At 69.2% G+C, this 18,238-nt stretch carries 17 protein-coding genes and 2 pseudogenes; 8 read left to right on the forward strand and 11 right to left on the reverse strand.

Annotated elements, in window-relative coordinates; translation table 11 throughout:
* Positions 1–10: 10 nt before the first annotated feature.
* The 5 genes and pseudogenes from A5680_RS13530 (at position 11) to A5680_RS13550 (ending at position 5,035) form a co-directional block, all read left to right on the forward strand.
* Positions 11–877: an LLM class F420-dependent oxidoreductase gene (locus A5680_RS13530; protein WP_055403399.1), complete on the forward strand. Its 867-nt coding sequence runs from the start codon at positions 11–13 to the stop codon at positions 875–877.
* 27 nt (positions 878–904) lie between these two features.
* Positions 905–1,900 (forward strand): dTDP-glucose 4,6-dehydratase, encoded by a 996-nt coding sequence (gene rfbB / locus A5680_RS13535; RefSeq protein WP_067820083.1) that lies wholly within the window; start codon positions 905–907, stop codon positions 1,898–1,900.
* Position 1,901: 1 nt separating this feature from the next.
* A complete protein-coding gene (gene rfbC, locus A5680_RS13540) occupies positions 1,902–2,522 on the forward strand; it encodes a dTDP-4-dehydrorhamnose 3,5-epimerase (protein WP_055403420.1) in 621 nt (206 codons plus the stop codon).
* Positions 2,523–2,678: 156 nt separating this feature from the next.
* Positions 2,679–3,805: pseudogene (locus tag A5680_RS13545) on the forward strand (acyltransferase family protein).
* A gap of 90 nt (positions 3,806–3,895) precedes the next feature.
* On the forward strand, positions 3,896–5,035 hold the full coding sequence (locus tag A5680_RS13550; protein ID WP_055403397.1) for an acyltransferase: 1,140 nt from the start codon (positions 3,896–3,898) through the stop codon (positions 5,033–5,035).
* Here the strand turns inward: A5680_RS13550 and A5680_RS13555 are convergent.
* The 6 genes from A5680_RS13555 to A5680_RS13580 are packed head-to-tail and all read right to left on the reverse strand — an operon-like array spanning position 4,995 to position 9,436.
* Positions 4,995–5,396: a hypothetical protein gene (locus A5680_RS13555; RefSeq protein ID WP_067820086.1), complete on the reverse strand. Its 402-nt coding sequence runs from the start codon at positions 5,394–5,396 to the stop codon at positions 4,995–4,997. The two genes, A5680_RS13550 and A5680_RS13555, sit on opposite strands and share 41 nt — an antisense overlap.
* Positions 5,393–6,313, reverse strand: a complete 921-nt coding sequence (locus tag A5680_RS13560) for a metallophosphoesterase (protein WP_055405461.1) — start codon at positions 6,311–6,313, stop codon at positions 5,393–5,395. The genes A5680_RS13555 and A5680_RS13560 overlap by 4 nt, the downstream gene beginning before the upstream one ends.
* Positions 6,310–6,702, reverse strand: coding sequence for a cupredoxin family copper-binding protein (locus A5680_RS13565; RefSeq protein WP_082970359.1), 393 nt, complete (start codon positions 6,700–6,702; stop codon positions 6,310–6,312). Before A5680_RS13565 ends, A5680_RS13560 begins: the two co-directional genes overlap by 4 nt.
* Positions 6,703–6,732: 30 nt before the next feature.
* A complete protein-coding gene (locus A5680_RS13570; RefSeq protein ID WP_055405463.1) occupies positions 6,733–7,434 on the reverse strand; it encodes a Rieske (2Fe-2S) protein in 702 nt (233 codons plus the stop codon).
* Entirely contained in the window at positions 7,431–7,979 is a 549-nt protein-coding gene (locus A5680_RS13575; protein ID WP_055405464.1) for an RNA polymerase sigma factor, read from the reverse strand. The genes A5680_RS13570 and A5680_RS13575 overlap by 4 nt, the downstream gene beginning before the upstream one ends.
* 44 nt (positions 7,980–8,023) lie before the next feature.
* A complete protein-coding gene (locus A5680_RS13580; RefSeq protein WP_067820092.1) occupies positions 8,024–9,436 on the reverse strand; it encodes an FAD/NAD(P)-binding protein in 1,413 nt (470 codons plus the stop codon).
* Between the two features lie 111 nt (positions 9,437–9,547).
* Between A5680_RS13580 and A5680_RS13585 the strand changes: the two genes are divergently transcribed.
* Genes A5680_RS13585 through mmsB form a run of 3 tightly spaced genes read left to right on the forward strand, consistent with a single transcriptional unit; the run spans position 9,548 to position 13,131 of the window.
* Positions 9,548–11,068 (forward strand): CoA-acylating methylmalonate-semialdehyde dehydrogenase, encoded by a 1,521-nt coding sequence (locus tag A5680_RS13585; RefSeq protein ID WP_067820094.1) that lies wholly within the window; start codon positions 9,548–9,550, stop codon positions 11,066–11,068.
* A 5-nt stretch (positions 11,069–11,073) separates the two neighbouring features.
* Positions 11,074–12,234: an isobutyryl-CoA dehydrogenase gene (locus tag A5680_RS13590; RefSeq protein ID WP_055405467.1), complete on the forward strand. Its 1,161-nt coding sequence runs from the start codon at positions 11,074–11,076 to the stop codon at positions 12,232–12,234.
* A gap of 12 nt (positions 12,235–12,246) precedes the next feature.
* Positions 12,247–13,131: a 3-hydroxyisobutyrate dehydrogenase gene (mmsB, locus tag A5680_RS13595; RefSeq protein WP_067820097.1), complete on the forward strand. Its 885-nt coding sequence runs from the start codon at positions 12,247–12,249 to the stop codon at positions 13,129–13,131.
* A 91-nt stretch (positions 13,132–13,222) separates the two neighbouring features.
* On the opposite strand, the gene A5680_RS13600 is transcribed toward mmsB, so the two are convergent.
* The 5 genes and pseudogenes from A5680_RS13600 to A5680_RS13620 all read right to left on the reverse strand — a co-directional run bounded on the left by A5680_RS13600 (position 13,223) and on the right by A5680_RS13620 (position 18,176).
* The gene (locus A5680_RS13600) at positions 13,223–13,723 is read right to left on the reverse strand and encodes a MarR family transcriptional regulator (RefSeq protein ID WP_055405659.1); all 501 of its coding nucleotides are present in this window, start codon (positions 13,721–13,723) and stop codon (positions 13,223–13,225) included.
* Positions 13,627–14,785 (reverse strand): annotated as a pseudogene (locus A5680_RS13605) (histidinol-phosphate transaminase). Before A5680_RS13605 ends, A5680_RS13600 begins: the two are co-directional and overlap by 97 nt.
* A complete protein-coding gene (locus A5680_RS13610) occupies positions 14,785–15,795 on the reverse strand; it encodes a 3-oxoacyl-ACP synthase III family protein (protein ID WP_055405657.1) in 1,011 nt (336 codons plus the stop codon). Before A5680_RS13610 ends, A5680_RS13605 begins: the two are co-directional and overlap by 1 nt.
* 7 nt (positions 15,796–15,802) lie before the next feature.
* Positions 15,803–16,450, reverse strand: coding sequence for a hypothetical protein (locus tag A5680_RS13615; RefSeq protein ID WP_067820103.1), 648 nt, complete (start codon positions 16,448–16,450; stop codon positions 15,803–15,805).
* Complete coding sequence (locus A5680_RS13620) at positions 16,431–18,176, reverse strand: thiamine pyrophosphate-binding protein (RefSeq protein ID WP_055405227.1); 1,746 nt, start codon at positions 18,174–18,176, stop codon at positions 16,431–16,433. The genes A5680_RS13615 and A5680_RS13620 overlap by 20 nt, the downstream gene beginning before the upstream one ends.
* Positions 18,177–18,238 lie beyond the last annotated feature (62 nt).

An 18,238-nucleotide genomic window follows, 5' to 3' on the forward strand; every position in this document is an offset into this window, starting at 1 on the left:
GGGGACGTAGATGACCGGCGCCGCAGCACTGAAACCCGACCTGGGCCAATTCGGCGTATGGCTGCCGGGGCGCTCCATCACCCCCGAACTGGCCGAGCGGATCGAGTCGCTGGGCTACGGCGCCGCCTGGGTCGGCGGTTCCCCGGACGCCGACCTGTCCTGGGTCGAACCGGCCCTGGAGCGGACGACGTCGCTGCAACTGGCCACCGGGATCGTCAACATCTGGACCGCGCCCGCGCAGGCCGTCGCCGAGTCCTTCAAGCGCATCGAAAGCGCTTATCCCGGAAGGTTTTTGCTGGGGGTGGGCGTCGGGCATCCCGAGCACACCCAGGAGTACGTCAAGCCGTACGACGCGCTGGTCTCCTACCTCGACGAGCTCGACGCGGCGATGGTGCCGACCAGCCGCCGGGTGCTCGCGGCGCTCGGGCCGCGCGTGTTGCAGTTGGCCGCGCGGCGCAGCGCCGGCGCGCACCCGTACCTGACCACCCCGGAACACACCGCCAAGGCCCGCGAACTGGTCGGCAACTCCGTGTTCCTGGCGCCGGAACACAAGGTGGTGCTCACCACCGACCCGGAGGAGGCCCGCGCGGTCGGCCGCCGGTACGCCGACTTCTACCTGGACCTGAGCAACTACGTGAACAACTGGCTGCGGCTCGGCTTCAGCGAGGCCGACGTCCGCAAGCCGGGCAGCGACAAGCTGATCGACGCGGTGGTCGCCTACGGCACCCCGGAGGCCATCGCGCAACGGCTGCGCGAACACTGCGACGCCGGGGCCGACCACGTCGCCGTCCAGGTGCTGGACGCCGCGGGCGACGACGCGGTGATTTCGGCGCTGAGCGAATTGGCCGGACCGCTGGGGCTGACTCGCACAAGCTGATCGAGCCGCTCGGTTAGGGTTTGCACCATGCGGTTACTGGTCACCGGCGGCGCTGGGTTCATCGGCGCGAATTTCGTGCACAGCACCGTGCGCGAGCACCCCGAGGACTCGGTGACCGTGCTCGACGCCATGACCTACGCCGGCCGGCGCGAGTCGCTGGCCGACGTCGAGGACGCCATCCGCCTGGTGGTGGGCGACATCTGCGACGCCGAGCTGGTCTCGAAGCTGGTCGCCGAGTCCGACGCGGTGGTGCACTTCGCCGCGGAGAGCCACGTGGACAACGCGCTGGACGACCCGGGGCCCTTCCTGCACACCAACGTGGTCGGCACGTTCACCATCCTGGAGGCGGTGCGGCGCCACGGCGTGCGGCTGCACCACATTTCGACCGACGAGGTCTACGGCGACCTGGAGCTCGACGACCCCCACCGGTTCACCGAGTCGACGCCCTACAACCCCTCGAGCCCGTATTCGGCGACCAAGGCCGGCGCCGACATGCTGGTGCGGGCGTGGGTACGCTCGTATGGCGTGCGGGCCACGATCTCGAACTGCTCCAACAATTACGGGCCGTATCAGCACGTGGAGAAGTTCATCCCGCGACAGATCACCAACATCCTCACCGGCCGGCGGCCCAAGCTGTACGGCAACGGCGCCAACGTCCGCGACTGGATCCACGTCGACGACCACAACAGCGCCGTGCGGCGCATCCTGGAACAGGGCGAGATCGGCCGGACGTACCTGATCAGCTCCGAGGGCGAGCGCGACAACCTGACCGTGCTGCGCACACTGCTGAAGATGATGGGCCGCGACCCCGACGACTTCGACCACGTGACCGACCGGGTCGGCCACGACCTGCGCTACGCGATCGACCCCTCGACGTTGTACGACGAACTCTGTTGGGCGCCAAAGCATACCGATTTCGAGGAGGGGTTGAGCTCAACCATCGATTGGTATCGTGCCAACGAATCCTGGTGGCGCCCTTTGAAGGACGCCGCGGAAGCCCGCTACGAAGGACGTGGTCAGTGAGATGAAAGTTCGTGAGCTCGACATACCGGGGACGTGGGAGATCACCCCGACCCTGCACGGCGACTCTCGCGGCCTGTTGTTCGAGTGGCTGACCGACCACGACTTCACCGCATTCGCGGGTCACCGCTTCGACGTCGCGCAAGCCAATTGCTCGGTGTCGTCGGCCGGCGTGCTCCGGGGCCTGCATTTCGCCCAACTTCCACCGAGCCAGGCCAAGTACGTGACCTGCGTATCGGGTTCGGTATTCGATGTGGTGGTCGACATCCGCGAGGGCTCGCCCACCTTCGGCCAGTGGGACTCCGTGTTGCTCGACGACCTGGAGCACAAATCGATCTATATCTCCGAAGGCCTGGCGCACGGCTTTCTCGCCCTGCAGGACAATTCCACGGTGATGTATCTGTGCTCGGCCGAATACAGCCCCGGGCGCGAGCACACCATTTGCCCGACCGATCCGGCGCTGGGCATCGAATGGCCGCTGGTCGACGGCGCACCCCCGACGCTTTCCGCCCGCGACGCCGCGGCCCCGACTTTCGAAGAGGTGCGCGCCGCCGGCCTATTGCCTGGTTGGGCCGATACCCAGGCGTTCGTCGAGGGTTTGCGCCGCAAATTCGACGCCCAATAGCGCGGGCGCGCCTCGACGGCGGAAGATTTCGCGAGGTATGGATCTGCCGGCCGTTCGCTACGCCGGGTTTGTTCAGGGCACATTAGGCCTACCTTTCTGCTGTTCTGTCTGGTTAGGATGGCGCCATTACAACGTGTGCCGACGAAAGGCAGGCGGATGAAACTCGGGCAAGTGATCGATCCGCGAAACAATGCACTAAACGCGTGGCGGCTGGCGCTGGCGGGCGAAGTCATCTTTTGGCACGTCTTTTCGCTCAACGGCCCCATCCCGTCAAACAGGACGTTCCTCCAACTTTTTTTTCGATAGGGGTTGACGGCTTCTTCGCGATCTCCGGCTTCCTCATCACCGCGAGCTGGTTGAACAACCCAAACGTCCGCGACTATTTCGTGGCCCGGGCCCTGCGTATCCTGCCCGGGTTCTACGTCTGCCTGCTCGTCACCGCGTTCGTCATCGCCCCCGTCGGCGTGGCGATCCGGGGCGGTTCGCCCGTTCAACTCATCCTTTCCGGGGCGCCGCTCGAATACGTCCTCAAGAACGCGGCGGTGGCGTTCGTGAAATTCGATGTCGGCGGCACACCGACCGGAATTCCCGATGCCGGCGACTGGGACGCCTCCCTGTGGTCGCTCATCTGGGAGGTGATGTGTTACCTGATCGTCGGGGTGATCGGCGTGGTGGGCCTGGCCAGCCGCCGATGGGTCTCCCCCGCGATACTGGCACTGGCGACCGTCGGTGCGCTGCTGATGCCGGCCATCACCTTTCCCGAGGTCTTGCATCACCCCGGCGGCGACGCGCGCACCGCGCTGATCTTCCTGGCCTGCCGCACCGCGATCATGTTTTCGGCCGGGGCGCTGCTGTACCAATGGCGAGACGCCATTCCCGCCCGCTGGTCGCTCGTCGCGGTCAGCGTTGTCGTCGTCATCCTGGCGGGCCGGTTGCCGGATTACCGGGTGATCGCCGCCGTTCCGCTGGCCTACGCCATCGTGGTCTCGGGCACGCTACTGCAACACCGGCGCCTGCGGCTGCGGACGGACATCTCGTACGGCATGTACATCTACGCGTATCCGGTTCAGCAGTTGCTGGCCGTTTCCGGGCTTTTCAACACGAACAGACTGCTGATCTTCAGCGTGGTGTCGGTCGCCACCGTGCCGCTCGCCTTCGCGAGCTGGTTCCTGGTCGAAAAGCCCGCGCGATCGCTCAAACACCGCTTCGCACCGAAGCGGTCCGGCGCGGGCAAGCAGCCGCTGGTCGTGCTGCCGCCGGACTTCCGAGGTATGGCGCACTAGTCGCCGAACGGCCGAAAAGCCGAACGCCCCTGGGCGGCGTGGCATAGGATGCCGCGGACAGCTTTGGCGGCGGACGAGGGGTGGAGACCGATGAACCTCGGGCAGGTGTTCGATCCGCGAAGGAACGCGCTGAACGCTTTTCGGCTAGGCCTGGCGGCCGAGGTCATCTTGTGGCACTCCTTTCCGGTCACGGGCCGCATGCCACCCGCGCCGACGCTCCAGCTGTTGTTCTCCGTGGGCGTCGACGGCTTCTTCGCGATCTCGGGCTTCCTGATCACCGCGAGCTGGCTCAACGACCCGCGGGCCCGTGACTACTTCACGGCCCGCGCCCTGCGCATTTTTCCCGGCTTCTACGTCTGCCTGCTCGTCACCGCGTTAGCCTTCGCCCCGATCAGCGTGGCGATCCAGGGCGGGTCGCCCACGAAACTGCTGTTCTCCAGCGCGCCGCTCGAGTACATCTGGAAAAACAGCGCCTTGATCTACCTGCATCACTTCGTCGGTGACACCCCGAAGGGGATCCCCGACGCGGGCGGATGGAACGCTTCGCTGTGGTCCCTCATCTGGGAATTCATGTGCTACATCATCGTTGCCATCATCGGCCTGGTCGGCCTGGCCAACCGCCGCTGGGTGTCGCCCGCGATCCTGATACTGGCGACGCTGGGCGCGCTGGTGTTGCCGCCGCTCACTTACCCCGGGGTGTGGACCATCCCCCAGCTCGCTGTCCGCTCCGCCCTTACGTTTTCGGCCGGCGCCCTGCTGTACCAATGGAAGGACGTGATTCCGGCCCGTTGGTCGCTCGTCGCGGTCAGCGTGGTGATCGTGCTGGCGTCCAGCCAGCTGCCCGACTACCGCGTGGTCGGCGCCCTGCCGCTGGCGTACGCGGTGGTGGTCTCCGGCATCCTGCTCAAGCACCGGCGGCTGCGGCTGCGCACCGACCTGTCCTACGGCGTGTACATCTACGCGTTCCCCACCCAACAGCTGCTGGCCATCTGCGGGTTGATCTGGCTGAATCCGTTGATCTACTTCGTGATTTCGACGGCCGCCACCCTGCCGCTGGCCGCGGGAAGCTGGTTCCTGGTGGAGAAGCCGGCGCAGCGGCTCAAATCGCGCCTCAAGCGAAAGTGGTCCGGCGCCAACGCCGAGCTCTCCGAGGCCGAGGCGCCTCCCGATGCCGTCGCGGCGGACCGGGCTACGCCGAAGCCAACTCCGGAGGTTCCGGATACCGCCTAGCCAGCGGCCGCCACTTCACCGACAACGCCCACAGCAGCACGGTCAGCGCCTCCGCTCCCACGCTGAGCGCGGCGTACGGCGCGGGTTCCCAGCCACGCTCCAAAAAGCCGTTCAGCCCAACGGTTCTCGACAATGTGAACGCGACCAGCGAGCCGCCCGCCAGGGCCGCGCCGGCCCAGCGCAGCCACGCGGGCCCGCCGGCCAGCACCAGCAGCGCGATGGCGAACGACGCGCTGGCCTGGACCAGGAAGGCGGCGCCGATGTCCGGGATGTGGCGGTAGCCATGGACATACAGATAGGCGTGGCTGGCGCCGCCGACCGCCAGTGACGCGGCCAGGCCGATGCGGATCAGCAGAGTCATTGCAACGTCCGTTCTTTCAGCGCCAGGGTGGTCTCGCCCTGGGTGTAGCTCACCTCGCGGACGCCGAGCGCGTCGCGAAGCTTGCCGGCGGGCAGGGTGACCGGCTTGGGCGCCGGGCCGTCGCCGGGTCGCGGCAGCGGGTACGCGGTCGTGGTCCCGCTGTAGAACGTCACGTTGCCCTCGGTCTTGGAAAACAGTTGGTGCACATGCCCGTTGAGGCAGGTGACCGAGGAGAACCGGCGCAGGTAGGACAGGGCCTGGGTCGCGTCGTCGGTGCCCCACCCCCAGTCGGGGTACATCGCGAACAGCGGGATGTGGCTGAACACGATGATCGGGGTGTCGCTCGACAGCCGCGCGACGTCCTTCTGCACGAACTCCAGCTGATCGGTGCCCAGATGCCCGAGCTTGCGCAGGTTCAACGTGTTGACCAGTGCGATCACGTGAACGCCTGCGATGTCGAAGCTGTACCAGCCATCGCCGACCGAGCCCGCACCGAAGGCGCTCCGGTATTTCTGCCCCGCGTCGTCGACCGAATCGTGCTCCCCGGGCACGGTGAACACGTGCGGCGTCTTCAAGGCACTCATCATCTGCTTCGCCTGGTCGAACTGCTCGGGGCTGGACAGGTGTGTGAGGTCACCGGTGTGCACCACGAAATCCGGTGTGTAGCCGAGGTTGTTGATCTGGTCGATCGCGTGGCCGAACGTCCCGGTGACGTCCGGGTTGGGCGCGCCGGTGAACCCGATGTGGCTGTCACTGACCTGTGCGAATCGCAGGCTGGGCCGCGCGTGCGCGTGCTCGGCGGCCGATGCGCCGGCGACATGCGAGATCACCTCGCCGCCGACGACGGCGAACCCGACCGCCGCCCCGAACCACGCCGTGTGCCGCATCAGCTGGCGGCGGCTCATGTTCGGGTTCATCGCGTCACCACCACCGTCCCGCGCATCATCGGGTGGATGGAACAGACGTAGTCGAACGTCCCGGCGTCGGTGAAGGTGTGGGTGAAGGTGGCCCCCGTCCCCATCCCCGGCGAGTGGAACGACCCGTCGCTGGCGGCCACCGTGTGCGGCTCTTCGTCGCGGTTGGTCCACGTGACGGTGGTGCCCACCGGGACGGTCAGCGTGGTGGGCGCGAACGCGAAGCCGTCGATGTTGACCTGGTTGCCGCTCACCGGGGCGGCCGGCGCGGACGCCGACATCGAACCCATGGACATGGTGGGGCTGGAGCCGGCGGCGGGCCGCGCGGCCGAGCAACCCGCCAGCAGCGCGGCGGCGGCCAGCGCGACCGCCGAATGTTTTGCAAGCGTCATGCCCAGGAATAGGGCGGCGGGTTACACCGCTCAGGCGGGCTGGTCGGGCCGGGCGGGCGCGAACACCTCGATGTTGCCGTCGACCTCGCGGACCAGCAAGGGGGGCAACGGCTTTGGGGCGATCGGTAGCTGATGGGTGAGCACCTGCCCGCTGGGAGCGAAGGATGTCGAATGACAGGGGCAGCGCAACGTGTCGTCGGGCGCGTCGAACCAGAGCCGGCAGCCCTGGTGGGTGCACACCCCGGACACGGCCTGCGGCTTGCCGTCGACGCGGCGGACGAACCCGCTGACCGACCCGAGGTCGAAGGGGTGCATGACCCCGTCGGGCACCTGCGAGCTGGCCGCCACCCGCTGCCAGGTTCCGGCGTTGGGCGTGAGCGGCGCGTTGTCGGCGGCGGGGACCGCGGTGGGCTCGCCGGCGAGCACGGCCCGGTCGATGGACACCGCGGTGACCGCGGCGGCCGCGGCGGCCGAGGTGCCGACGATGACCTGCCGGCGCGTGCTGCTGTGCGTGCGCGCCGCTTCCGGCGGGGCGTCGGACAGCTGCTCGGCGAGGCGGCGATGCAGGTCGTCGAGGAATTCCGGGCGCGGGGTCTCGCCGCGGCGCCCGGCCGCGCGCAATTCGATCGCCGTGCGCAGCTGCGCCGCCTCGAAATCGTCGGGGGCGAACGGCCTGGGCCGCCGGCCCCGCAGCAGGTCGTCGACGTACCGGCGCAGTCCTCGCGCGTTCATGACGGGCCCCCATCGTTGACCTGCGCCGCCAGGCGCAGAGCGCGGTGCTGGAGCACCTTGGCGTTGGCGACGCTGACGCCCAGGCGCGCGGCGGAGTCCTTGATCGAATGACCTTGCAGGAAGCGCAGTTCCAGGATCTGCCGGTACCGGTCCGGCAGGTTGTCCAGAACCTGGGCGACACGCTGCGGCGCCGTGCTGATCGCCTCCTCGCTGTCCGGTGGTTGCTCGATGTCGTCGATCGAGGTTATCTCCCGACCCAGGGTCTCCCGCCAATGCGCGGCCAACACCGTGCGCGCGGTGACGCGCAGGTACGCACGCACCTCGCCGACGCTCGCGGTCAGCCGCAGCGGCCGCAGCGCGGCCAGGAAGACCTCCGCGGTGAGGTCCTCGGCGTCGGCCCGGTTGCCCACCCGGGCGTACAGCGTGCGGTACACCCAGGACGCGTTGTCGGTGTAAACGGCCTCCCAGTCGGGATAGCCGGCGTCAAATCCGCTGTCGGGCACCGCCCGCAGCGGCCGTTTGACGGGTTCGCTTTGTGCCGCCACGTGCCTCCTCCACCCGATGAATATCGAGCCGGGTTACACCGGAATCACGGTGCGGCCAGTGAGGTTTGTTCACTCAGCAGTTCGTCGAGTTTGCTGGCGGTCGCCGCGAACACCGACTTGGCGATGCCCAGGAGGCGCTCACGCACCCGCGGCTTGGCCGACGCAGGCGGCAGCAGGTGGCCGATCAGGTGGCCGAACAGGTCCAGGCGCGCCCCGGACATCCAGGCGGTCAAGTCCGGGTCGTCGAGCCAGCGCAGCTGGTTGGCGTAGTCGGCCTGCGCCAGTCGCAGGTAGTCGGTGTCGGTGTCGGGATGCGGCAACGGCACGCACAGCTCGTTTTTCACCTCGTCGTCGGCGTAGGCGGCCTCGACGTGGGCGGTCAGCGCGGCGCTGAAGATCTGTTGGCATCCGCGCACGCTTTGCAGCGTGATCCGGCCGGCATCGAAAATGGGCGTGGCGGGCCGCTTTTCGGCGCCGTCGGCGGTGCAGTCGATGTACAGCGCGCGTCCGTCGCGGGCCAGGACGCCGCCGTCGAGCACCATCCGGTCCGCCTCGACGCGCAGCAGGTGGCCCATCCGCACCACGTCGCGAATGCGCTGCAGTTGCTCGAGCTCGAGCCGGGTGACGGTGGCGCAGCGATACATGGTCGGCCGGACCGCGGGATCTAGCCGCAACAGGCCGCCGGATTCCTCGAGGCGCGAGAACAGGTCGTCGACCGACACGGCGTCGCTGATGGCGCGCAGCTGCGCGATGAAGCTGGCCTTGATTTGGTCGGCGAACAACGCCCCGGGCTGCATGGCGGCGCGGTCCAGCAGCCACGAGTCGCGGGGCATGATCCAGGTCAGCCGGTCCGGCGCGACGCCCTGGCCGAGCAGCCACAGGCAGGTGTCGATGCCGGTCTTGCCGGCCCCGACGATCACGTAGCGCCGATGCGGGCCCAGCCTGGGCAGCTCGTTGGGCGACACGCAGGTGACGCCGTCGGCCACCTCATACGGCGGCGGGCGCATGGCGGGCACCGTCACCCGCATGTAGGTGGCGTCGACGGTGCGGCGCGCGTCGACCGTGTACTCGGCACCGGCGAGCGTGGTGAAGCGGCCGGCTCCGAGGTATTCGCTCATCGGGAAGTAGCTGAGCCGCCCGCTGGGCAGCAGCTGCTGGCGCAGCACGTGGTCGTAGTAGGCGCACACCTCGCCGGCCGTCGCCAGCTCGTAAAGCCCTTGGTTCCAGCCGATTTGGTCGATCGAGTCGCCGCCCAGCGGCAGCGAGTTGACGCCGTAGAACGCCGAGGGCTGGTGCAGCCGGACGAAGGGGTAGGCCATGGTCCAGTGGCCGCCCGGCTGGTGGTGGCGGTCGACCAACACCACGCGGGCGTCCGTCTCGGTCACCAGGGTGTCGACGAACGCCATGCCCATGGCGCCCGCGCCGACCACCAGGTAATCCGCCTCGATGGTGTGCATACGCCTGAAGGCTACGCGCGCCCCCTGGCCACCCGTTCTTGCGACGCCCGGCGGCAGTTACTAGGATATCCAAGTATCCGCCTCTCCTGCGCGCACGAACCCGAGGACACCATGACCACACAGATCCCCCACTTCATCGACGGGCAGCGCACCCCCGGCCAGTCCGCCCGCACCGCCGACGTCTTCAACCCCAGCACCGGGGAGGTGCAGGCGCAGGTGCCGATGGCCGGCCAAGCCGACGTCGACGCCGCGGTGGCTTCGGCCGTCGAGGCCCAAAAGGGTTGGGCGGCATGGAATCCGCAGCGCCGCGCCCGCGTGATGATGCGCTTCATCGAGCTGGTCAACGACCACATGGACGAGCTCGCCGAAATGCTGTCCCTCGAGCACGGCAAGACGCTGGCCGACGCGCGCGGCGACATCCAGCGCGGGATCGAGGTCATCGAGTTCGCCATCGGCATCCCGCACCTGCTCAAGGGCGAGTACACCGAAGGCGCGGGTCCCGGGATCGACGTCTACTCGCTGCGCCAGCCGCTGGGGGTGGTCGCGGGCATCACCCCGTTCAACTTCCCGGCCATGATCCCGCTGTGGAAGGCCGGACCGGCGCTGGCCTGTGGCAACGCGTTCGTGCTCAAGCCCAGCGAGCGCGACCCGTCGGTCCCGGTGCGGCTGGCCGAGCTGTTCCTGGAGGCCGGCCTGCCGCCCGGCGTCTTCCAGGTCGTCCACGGCGACAAGGAGGCCGTCGACGCCATCCTGCACCACCGCAACATCCAGGCGGTGGGTTTCGTCGGCAGCTCCGACATCGCCCAGTACATCTATTCGACCGCTGCGGCGACCGGCAAGCGCGCGCAGTGTTTCGGCGGCGCCAAGAACCACATGATCGTGATGCCCGACGCGGACCTCGACCAGGCCGTCGACGCGCTGATCGGCGCCGGTTATGGCAGCGCCGGCGAACGCTGCATGGCGATCAGCGTGGCGGTGCCGGTCGGCGAGCAGACCGCGAACCGGCTGCGCGCCAGGCTGATCGACCGGATCAACAACCTGCGCGTCGGCCACAGCCTGGACCCGAAGGCCGACTACGGCCCGCTGGTCACCGATGCCGCGCTGGCGCGGGTGCGCGACTACATCGGCCAGGGCGTGGAGGCGGGCGCCGAGCTGGTGATCGACGGCCGCGAGCGGTCCAGTGACGACCTCGCGTACGGGGACGCCAGCCTCGAGGGTGGATTCTTCATCGGCCCAACGCTTTTCGACCACGTCACCCCCGACATGTCGATCTACACCGACGAGATCTTCGGCCCGGTGCTGTGCATCGTGCGCGCCCACGATTACGAAGAGGCGCTGCGACTGCCGTCGGAGCACGAGTACGGCAACGGCGTGGCGGTGTTCACCCGCGACGGCGACGCCGCCCGCGACTTCGTGTCCCGGGTGCAGGTGGGCATGGTCGGCGTGAACGTCCCGATCCCGGTTCCGGTGGCCTACCACACCTTCGGCGGCTGGAAGCGCTCCGGTTTCGGCGACCTCAACCAGCACGGCCCGGCGTCGATCCAGTTCTACACCAAGGTCAAGACCGTCACGTCGCGGTGGCCGTCCGGCATCAAGGACGGCGCCGAATTCGTGATCCCGACAATGGATTAGGCGCCATGTTCACCCTGAACGACGACGAGCGGGTCATCACCGAGACGGCTGCCGCGTTCGCCGCCAAACGAATCGCCCCGCACGCGCTGGATTGGGACGCGACCAAGCACTTTCCGACCGACGTGCTGCGCGAGTCCGCCGAGCTCGGCATGGCCGCCATCTATTGCCGCGAGGACGTCGGCGGCAGCGGGCTGCGCCGGCTCGACGGCGTCCGCATCTTCGAGCAGCTGGCCATCGCCGACCCGGTCACCGCCGCCTTCCTGTCCATCCACAACATGTGCGCGTGGATGATCGACAGCTTCGGCACCGCCGAACAGCGCAAGGCCTGGGTGCCGCGGCTGGCCGCGATGGACGCCATCGCCAGCTACTGCCTCACCGAGCCGGGCGCCGGGTCGGATGCCAGCGCGTTGAGCACCCGCGCCGTCCGCGAGGGCGGCGACTACGTCCTCGACGGCGTCAAGCAGTTCATCTCCGGCGCCGGGGCATCGGACGTCTACGTGGTGATGGCCAGGACGGGCGGTGACGGCCCGCGCGGCATCTCGGCCTTCGTCATCGAAAAGGGCGCCAAGGGGCTGAGTTTCGGCGCGCTCGAGGAGAAGATGGGCTGGCACGCCCAGCCGACCGCGCAGGTGATCCTCGAGGGGGTGCGGGTGCCGGCCGAGGCCATGCTGGGCGGCGCCGACGGCGAGGGCGCCGGCTTCGGCATCGCGATGAACGGCCTCAACGGCGGCCGGCTCAACATCGCGGCGTGCTCGCTGGGCGGCGCGCAATCCGCCTTCGACAAGGCGGGCGCCTACGTGCGTGAACGCGCGGCGTTCGGCAAGTCCCTGCTCGACGAGCCCACCGTCCGGTTCACCCTGGCCGACATGGCCACCGGGCTTCAGACGTCGCGAATGATGTTGTGGCGGGCCGCGGATGCGCTGGACAACGACGATCCGGACAAGGTCGAGCTGTGCGCGATGGCCAAGCGCTACGTCACCGACACCTGCTTCGAGGTGGCCGACAAGGCCCTGCAGCTGCACGGCGGCTACGGCTACCTGCGCGAGTACGGTCTCGAGAAGATCGTTCGCGATCTGCGGGTGCACCGCATCCTGGAAGGGACCAACGAGATCATGCGGGTGGTCATCGGCCGCGCCGAGGCCTCGCGAGTGCGCGCGAGCGCGTAGAAAGGCGGTCAGATGACCGAGCACCTGACGGTGGCCTTCCTGGGCCTGGGCCACATGGGCGGCCCGATGGCGACGAACCTGGTCGCGGTCAAGCATGCGGTGCGCGGGTACGACCCCGTTCCGGCGGCGTTGTCCGCGGCGGTCGAGACCGGCGTCACCGGATTCGACACCGCCGTCGACGAGGTGGCCGACGCCGACGTGGTGATCACCATGCTGCCCAGCGGCGACATCGTCAAGCGCTGCTACGCCGAGGTGCTGCCCGCCGCGCGGGCGGGCGCGCTGTTCATCGACAGCTCGACGATCTCGGTCAACGACGCCCGCGAGGTGCACGCGCTGGCCACCGGGCACGGCATGGCGCAGCTGGACGCGCCCGTCTCCGGCGGGGTGAAGGGCGCGGTCGCCGGCACGCTGGCGTTCATGGTGGGCGGCGATGCGGAGGCCCTGGAGCGCGCCCGGCCGGTGCTGGAACCCATGGCGGGCAAGGTGATTCACTGCGGCGCCGCCGGCGCCGGGCAGGCCGCCAAGGTGTGCAACAACATGGTGCTGGCGGTGCAGCAGATCGCAATCGGCGAGGCGTTCGTCCTGGCCGAGAAGCTCGGGCTGTCCGCGCAGTCTTTGTTTGACGTCATCACCGGCGCGACCGGCAACTGCTGGGCCGTGCACACCAACTGCCCGGTGCCCGGTCCGGTGCCGACCTCGCCGGCCAACAACGACTTCAAGCCGGGTTTCGCGACCGCGCTGATGAACAAGGACCTGGGCCTGGCCATGGACGCCGTGAGCTCGACGGGCTCCTCTGCGCCGCTGGGCCGCCACGCCGCCGAGATCTACGCCGAGTTCGCGGCGGACCACGCCGACAAGGACTTCAGCGCGGTCATCGAGATGCTGCGCGAAGGCTGAAACTCAGCGCGCCGAGCGTGAACTCACGGCGGAAAATCGCACGAAAAGCCGCCGTCGGTTCACGTTCGGCGGAGAGACCAGAGCGTGCCCCTCAGAAGTCGCCCGCGTCGCGGCGCAGCGTCTCGATCGATGAAACCAGCGCCCGCGCTTCGCTTTCCGACATCCCGATGTCGGCGAACACCTGCTCGTTGAGCGTCACCGTGGCGTCCTCGACCGTCGAACGACCCAGGTCGGTGATCTGCACCAGCGTGGTGCGCCCGTCGGTGGGGTGCGGCACCCGCTTCACCAGCCCGTCGGCCTCCAGCCGGCGGATCGCGTGGGTCACGCTGGTGACGTGCACCTGTAAGCGGTCGGAGGCCTTGGTGATCGGCAGCGCGCCGGTCCGGCTGAACGCCAGCAGCCGCAGCAGCTCATAGCGGGAGAAGCTCAAGTCGTAAGGGCGCAACGCCGTCTCGACGCGGGCCAGCAGGATCTGGTGCGCGCGCATCACCGACGTCACCGCGACCATGCCCTGCGCCACGTCGGCCCAACCGGAGCGTTCCCAGTTGGCGCGTGCCGCGTCGATCGGGTCACGCTTGTTGGAGGCAGCCACGCCCCTTCATACCGCACTTGGCGCGCGAGCGTGGCCTTTCCCCAGCGCGGACAGCACCGCCATGGTCGACGCCCTGTTGCCCACGGTGATCCGCGCGCCGCCGTCCGGGTAGCACCGCACCCGTGGGCCGCCGCCGGCGAAAACCTCATGCCACGGCCCACCCCTCGGGGGCAGGTACATGAAGTTCGCGTGCGCGTCGGTGGTGTAGATCCCCAGCGCACTCATGCGCATGCGCAAGTAGCAGCGTTCGGCGTTGATCAGCCGGACCCGCTGCAGCAGTTGGTCTTCCGCCGCGTACGACGCGGCGACCGCGACCAGGCTGGTGATCGCGGCGCCGAACGGCAGCTGATCTGACCACAGCGCCCGGGCCAGCTCCGGCGACGCCACCCCGTAACCGATCCGCAGCCCCGCCAGGCCGTAGGCCTTGGAGAAGGTCCGCACCACCACCACATTCGGGAACCGAGTGATCAACGCCGACACGGCGATGCGGTGCTCGGGCGCGGTGAACTCGATGTACGCCTCGTCGAGCAGCACGACGGTGTCGCGGGGCACGCGGCGCAAGAACGCCGCGACGGCGTCGGCGGACTCCAGCGTGCCGGTGGGGTTGTGCGGGCGGCACAGCACCACCACCCGGGCATCGGCGGCGGCGCGGGCCAGCCCGTCGAGGTCGTTGTGGCCGTGCTCGTCCAGGGGTACCGTCCGCGTCGTCAGCCGCGCCATCCGCGCCAGGATCGGGTATCCGTCGAACGTCGGCGTCGACATCACCATCGTGTCGCCCGCAACGGTCAGCGACTGCAGGGCCTGCAACGCGACGCCCGTCGCGCCCGCGCCCGGCACCACCGCGTCGGCGGGCACCCCGATGTGGTCGGCGATCAGCGCGCGCAGCCGCTCGGGCAGGAACTCCGGATAGCGGTGCGCCGTCTGCACGGAACGCATCAGCGCCGAGCGGACCTCGGGCAGCGGGGGGAACGGATTCTCGTTCAGCGACAAGGCGAAAGGATCCATCGCCTCCGGGAGCGCGTCGCGGAGGTCACCGTCCCACGGGACCGGTGCGGGCTGCATCAGCCTCGCCCGCCCCAGCGCACCGCCGCCGCACCGGCGAAATCGCCGGCGTGCGCGAAGGCGGCCATCATCACGACGTCGCCGGCCCGGACCTGACCGTCGGTGATCGCGCGGTCGAAGTTGATCGGGATCCCCGCGCCGAACAGGTTGCCACACTCGTCGAACGTGTCGCGGTGTCTCGACTCGGGCAGCTCGAGCGCCTCGCGCCAGTTGCGCAGGAACACCCGATTCGGCTGGTTGGTGACCAGCAAATCGATGTCCTTGGCGGGCAGGCCGATTCGGTCGCAGACCGCCAGCGCCACCTCGGGAACCTGCCGGTTGCCGCGGGCCAACACCTTGGTGATCTTGCTTTCGGTGAAGCCGATGCTGCCCTCGCCGGACCCGGCCTGCCACCACTTGCGGGGCGGGTCGTACGACAGCGTCATCTCACCGGCGTACTCGCCGTAGGTGCGGCACTCGACGTCGAGGATCGGCGACTGATCGCCGAGGGTGACCAGCCCCACCGCCGCGCCGTCCCCGGGCACCGCGGACTGCGCCTTGCGCCGGATGGTCGGCTGGTCGAAGAACTGGCCCGCCGCGTTCTGCGCGATGGCGATCAGCGCGGTGTGTCCGCTGCCGGACTCCAGCAGCTTGCGAGCCACGTTGAGCGCCAACACGAATGCCGCGCAGCCGCCGTTGTTGAGGTCCAGCACCCAGGACGGCCGCATGCCCAGCCGGTGTGCGATGCCGCCGCCCTGGCCGTAGAAGGCCATGTCCGGCACCTGGGTGTGGGTGATCAGCACGTCGGCACCCTCGACCACGTCGTGGCCGTGCCGCTCGATCAGGCCCTGCGCCGCGCGTTCGATCATGTCGATGGAGCTCTCGTCGGGCGCGACGTGGTGCCGAAACTTCGGGGCGCGGAACATGACGTTGTCGCGCAGGTCGTCGGATTCGGCGAACTGCGCGTAGTACTCGGCGCCGATCGGTTCGCCGGGCAGATACGTGGAAACGTCGATCAGGCTGACGCTCATGGTTTTCTCACCCCATCCATTTCGGCGTCACCGGCAGGCCGTTGCGGTGCCGGTATTCCGCGATCGCCTTCAGGTTCTGCAGTTCCAGCGCATGCCCGGCGCCGAACATGTCCCAGAAGTCGCCGACCCACACCGGGCGTTGCGCCGGCGCGGTCTCCGGATAGGGGTTGTGGTCGTAGAACGGGTGATGGCAATTGGTCCACAGCACAACCGATCCCGGCTTGTCCAGCACGACCTGCGCGTCGACGACGCGCATCAGGTAGATCATCCACAGGTGCTTGCCCTGGTCCCACGCGCAGTGGTAATCGACGGTCCGCGCCTCGGGGTTGGCGACGGTGCGCGTGTAGATCTCGGTCTCCGAACCGAGCCGGTCGTGGGCCAGCCACAGGCCCGGTGAGTCGGTGGGGGTGAAACCGCGCAGGCTGTAGGTCCACTCCTCCAGGCTGCGGGTGTCGGCCATGTACTCGTACAGATCGTCGGGCGGACAATCGACGTAATCGTTGACCGTGCAGTACTGGCCGAAGACCTGGTCGTGCGGGTACACCGACCGCATCATCTCCATGATGATCGGGGTCGCCTTCTCCCGTGGACTGGTTTCGATGCGGACCACCCCGTCGAGGGGGATGGGGATATCCTCAAGCGCTGGCAACGACATCGTCCCGGTTCTCCTTTGCGGTCGAAACCTGTTCTGCGAGAGCCGCGTTGCTCGGCAACGCGGCGAGAAATGGAGCGAACGGCGGAATTTCGTCGGCGGCGCACTCGACGCTGACCACCGCCGGGCCCTCGACGTCCAGCGCCACCCGAAGCGCCGCGGCGAACTGGGCGGGTTCGCTGACGTCGACCGATGTCAGCCCCGGGAACATGGCCGCCAGGCCCGCACCCAGCGCGCTCGGCCGGAACCGGTTGTAGCTGTACCGGTCCTGGTAGAACAGCTGCTCGCGGGTCACGCACATGGCGTGGGCGTTGTTGTTGAACAAGACGAACGTCACCGGAAGGCGGTATTGCACGGCCGTGTGCACCTCCATGCCGTGCATGAAGAACGCGCCGTCCCCGGCGATCACGACGGTGCGGCCGCCGGGCCGGCCGCCGTTGGCCCGCCCGAACGCCATCCCGATACCCGCGCCGAAGCTGTAACCCATGCCGCCCATGCCGAGCGCGGCCACGAACCGGCCGCCGCGCCGCGCGGGCAGGTAGTGGATGGCGGCGGCGCCGGTGTTGCCGGCGTCGACCACGATGTCGGCGCCGTCGGGCAGGGCGCGGTCCAGGACCCCCATGGCGTCGCGGTACCGCACGCCCGGCCCGGGGCAGGCCGGCGGCGTCAGCTCGGTGCGGCGCACCACGTCCGGCACGCGCAGGCCGTTCGGGCGGCCGTGACCGCGCAGGGCCTGGGTCAGCAGGCGCAGCGAGCCGCGTAGGTCGTCGGTGTGCACGTGGACACAGCTCGGGTACGGCCGCGCCGACCCGATCGACACCGTTCGCACCGCCGCCAGCGCGTCGTCCAGGCCGCCGCGCGCGGTGACCGCGAGCCGGGTGCCGACGATCAGGCACACGGAGCTGGCGGCCACCGCTTCGGCCACGCTCGGGTGGCCCATCACGCCGGTCACCCCGAGCGCCGACGACGACCCGAAGCCCGGCGTGCCGGCGACGTCCTTGGCGTCGGGCACGGTGGCCACCCGCGCGCGCAGCACCGCGCGCAGCTGCTCGAGCTCGGCCCGCGCGTCGTCGCGGGCCACCTGCTCGCCGGCGATGATCGTCACCTGACCGGTCGCGCGGCGCAGTTCCTGCGCGATGGGATGCGGGTTGCCGATCGGCGCGCCGAAGCTCCCCGCATGCCCGTCGGGGCCGTCGGCGGCGATGCCCGCCTGCTGAATGTCCTTGGGCAGCAACAACACCGCCGGGCCGCCCGTGCGCGCGGCGGCGACGGCCCGGGGCAACGCGGACACGATGTCGGCCGGTGCGAGCACCCGCTCGCACGACACCGACACCGCCGAGAACAACGCGCGGGCGTCCAGCGAACCGTTGCGGCCGCTGGTGTCCTGGAAGCTGCCCCGACCGTCCATCGTGGTGGCGGGCTGGCCGACCAGGGCCAGCACCGGGACCCGGCTGGCGAACGACTCCCCCAGCCCGGCGATCAGGTTCAGCGCTCCGCCACCCGAGGTCGCCGCCACCACGCCGAGCCCGGCGCCGCTGCGGCTGTAGCCGTCGGCCATGGTGGCCGCCGAGAACTCGTGCTTGGCCAGCACCGCGGTGACTTCGGGGCGGAAGTGCGCCGCGTCGTACAGGTCCTCGATGTTGGCGCCATCGACACCGAAGACGTGATCCACCCCGAGTGCGGCGAGGTGCCCGACGATGTGGTCGACCACCCGGTACTTGCCGAACATGCCTTCAGACACGAGCCGGGCCCGCGATCGGTTCACCCCGGCGGGTTGAACCGTTTGCCGGC

Origin of the sequence: Mycobacterium sp. E2989 (genome assembly GCF_001667595.1) — a bacterium.
Taxonomy (GTDB): Bacteria; Actinomycetota; Actinomycetes; order Mycobacteriales; family Mycobacteriaceae; genus Mycobacterium.